The following is a 3,478-nucleotide window of genomic DNA, read 5'->3' on the forward strand; positions in this document are numbered from 1 at the left end:
ACGGTGAAGCCGCCCGCGGCGTCGGGCCCCGCGGCGAAGGTGCCGCCGAGGAGCTCGGCGCGCTCGCGCATGCCGAGGAGCCCTCGCCCGGTGTGCTCGCCGGAGGGCTCACGGGAGCGCGCGGCGGAGGGGTGCGCGGGCGTGGCGGGCGGACGCGGATGCGGATGCGCGGGCCCGGCAGCCGGGCCGGGATCGGAGACGGTGAGGCGGAGCGAGGAGCCCTCCTCGACGAGAGTCACGGTCGCGCGGCGGGCGGCGGAGTGGCGCGCCACGTTCGTGAGGCTCTCCTGTGCGATCCGGTAGAGCGCGAGCTGCACGGCGCTGCCGGGCAGGGAGGCGCTGGGCGGGGCCCCGCCTGGCGAGGGCCCGCCCGGTGAGCGCTGCCCGAGATCGAGCCTCAGGTCGACTTCGAGGCCACGACGCCGGGCCGACTCCACGAGCTCGCCGAAGCGGTCGAGCCCGGGCTCCGGCACGAGCGGCGCGGGCTCCGCGGGCGCGGCAGGCTCGGCGGGCGCGGTCGCGGTCGGCTCTGCCGGATCACTGGGCGGCGCAGGTTCCGCCCGCAGGATGCCGAGCACCGAGCGCACCTCGTCGAGCGCCGACTTCGAGGTCGACTTGATGTTCGCGAGGGCGGTCGCGGCCTCCTCCGGGCGCGAGTCGATGAGGTGCAGGCCCACGCCCGCCTGCACGTTGATCTCGCTGAGCGAGTGGGCGAGCACGTCGTGCAGCTCCCGCGCGATGCGCACCCGCTCGGCCTGCGCCGCGGTGAGCCGGCGCTCGGCCGCGCGGCGGCGGAGTTCGTCGAAGCGCAGACGACGGCTGCGGATGCTCTCACCGACCGCCACGAGCAGCACCAGCCCGAGGGTCACGGCCACCACGAGGGCCGGCTGCCAGGGCACCCGCAGCAGGATGCCGAGCGAGAGTGTCACGGTCCAGCCCACGATGAGCGAGATGACCGCCCAGCGGCGTGCATCGCGCACGACCGCGCCGACCACCGCGAAGGCGAGCGCCACGTAGGGAGGGGCGGCATCGCCCCCGAGCACGAGCACGTAGCCGCCGGCTGCCGCGGTGACGACCGCCACGACCGGCCCGGGGAACCGCCGGGCGAACACGAGAGCGAGCGGCCCCAGCACCGCGAGCGCGACTCGCGCGGCGAACCGCACGGGATCGTCGTCGACGACCTCGGCGATGCCCGACCCGACCCCCGATCCGAAGCCGCTGCCGGGCCCGCCGACGCCCGGGCCATCACCGTCCGCGGGGCCCGTGCCGTCGCCGCCGGACCCCCCACCGCGCCACCGCCCGAAGGGCACCCCGGCGAGCACCGCCGCCGGCACCTGCACGAGGAACGACACCACCACCGGCAGCCACAACGAGGCCCACCGAGGCATCCTGAACCGCGGACCCCACTCGTCGGCATCCGCCCCAGCACGCTCGTAGGGGGTGCCGCCGCTGCCGGCGCGCCGGGGGAGATCGCGCGCGGACGGCATGGCTCGATGGTAGCCGCGCCCCCGCCCCGGAGCATCCGCTCACCGGACCACGCCCGGACGCCGGGGTACTCCCGCGGGAGTACCCCACTACCGCACGGCGCCCCTCGCGGGCCAGAGCGGTAGCCCGCTCCACAGGTGAACGCTCGGCGAAGATCGGCCCGGCCGGAGCCGTCGACACGCCGGTGCCGTGAACGCCGCGTGAAATGTGCTGCTCCTCAGCCGTGAGGCACCTGTGAGTTCACTAGCGTGATCGCCGTCGTCCGGGTATTGCGGGCGGCCGATCCGCACGCCCTGCACACCCGACGAAGGACAGCACCCCGAATGAAGAGCGATCAGCTCACGCGCGCCCTCTCGCGCATCAGACCCCGAACCGCACTGGTGGCCGGTGGAGTCGCCACCGCCGTGGCCCTCGCCACGCTCGGCGGCGGCATCGCCTACGCCGCCGGCGGCCTCAACCCGCCGCCTGTCAGCCCCGCGCTCGTGCACGTGGCCTCCGCGGTTCCGGACCGCGTCATCCTCACCCCCACCGAGACCCCCTACGCGACGCAGAACGTCTCGTGGCGCACCAGCGTGGACGTGACGACCCCGAAGGTGCAGATCGCCCCGATGGCCAAGGGCCCGGTGCAGAACCCCACCACCGTCGACGCCGTGTCGACCACCGAGTTCGCCACCGACCTCGGCTACACCATCAAGTACCACACCGCCGTGATGACCGGCCTCGCCGAGAGCACCGCCTACCTCTACCGCGTGGGCGACGGCCAGACCTGGAGCGAGTGGCTCGAGTTCGAGACCGCCGCCTCCACCGCCGAGCCGTTCTCGTTCATCGTGCAGGGCGATGCCCAGAACGACATCAAGTCGTACGCGTCGCGCGCCTTCCGCGCCGCCTACGAGGCGCGCCCCTACTCGAAGGCCGTCGTGAACCTCGGCGATCTCATCGACACGGATGTGGCCGACGCCGAGTGGGGCGAGTGGTTCAGCGCCGCCGGCTTCTCGAACGCCTACCAGAACGTGATCGCCGCCCCCGGCAACCACGAGTACTACCCGGGCCCCGAGCTCACCCGCTACTGGGGTGCGCAGTTCGAGTACCCGCGGAACGGCCCGGCCGGCACTCCCGCCGTCCAGCAGGCCTTCTCCGAGAACGTCTACTACACCGACATCCAGGGCGTGCGCTTCATCTCGCTCAACGCCTCCGTGATCGGCGGCGACCAGCTCGCCGCGCAGACCGCGTGGCTCGACGCCGTCCTCGAGCAGAACCCCGGCCAGTGGGCCGTGGTGGCGTTCCACCAGCCCGTGTTCTCGGTGACCTCGGGTCGCGACAACAAGACGATCCGGGATGCCTGGCTGCCGATCTTCGAGAAGCACGACGTCGACCTCGTGCTGCAGGGCCACGACCACGCCTACGGGCGCGGCAACCTCTTCGCCAACGAGCAGAACCTGCCCGCAGGCGCCGACCCGGCGACCAGCCAGACCGGCCCGGTCTACATGGTCACGATCGCCGGCCCCAAGATGTACGTGCCGGATCCGCTCGAGTCGAACAACTGGATCACGAACGGCGCGAACCTCCGCAGCATGAGCCGCGACACGCAGATGTACCAGACGGTCGACGTGGTCGACGGGCGGATGCACGTGGAGAGCCACGCGGTCACCGGTGAGCTCCTCGACGCCTTCACGATCACGAAGAGCGCCGACGGCACGAAGCTCGTGACCGACGAGACCGTGGCCTGGGCCTCGGGACCTGGCTCGACCCGCTCCGACATCGCGGCCCCCGAGCGCCCGACGCCCGTCGTGCCCGGCGGCGAGACGACGCCCGAGCCGACGCCGACGCCGACCCCGACGCCCACTCCCACTCCGGAGCCGACTCCCGAGCCGACCGCGACGCCTGAGCCGACGCCCACGCCTGAGCCCACCGCGACCCCGGAGCCGACGCCCACGCCGGAGCCCACCCCGGAGCCCACCGCGACTCCCGAGCCGACGCCCACGCCGGAACCGAC

Annotated in this window: 2 protein-coding genes; one reads left to right on the top strand and one right to left on the bottom strand. The window is 73.5% G+C overall.

Going from position 1 to position 3,478, the window contains the following annotated elements; translation table 11 throughout:
* Window positions 1–1,487 (bottom strand): histidine kinase (locus tag Q0D57_RS19230; RefSeq protein ID WP_291047027.1); only part of this gene is annotated, 1,487 nt, incomplete at its 3' end.
* 321 nt (window positions 1,488–1,808) lie between these two features.
* Here Q0D57_RS19230 and Q0D57_RS19235 point away from each other — a divergent pair.
* Window positions 1,809–3,478 (top strand): metallophosphoesterase family protein (locus Q0D57_RS19235; RefSeq protein ID WP_291047028.1); only part of this gene is annotated, 1,670 nt, incomplete at its 3' end.

Source organism: Herbiconiux sp., from assembly GCF_023264895.1.
Lineage (GTDB): Bacteria > Actinomycetota > Actinomycetes > Actinomycetales > Microbacteriaceae > Herbiconiux.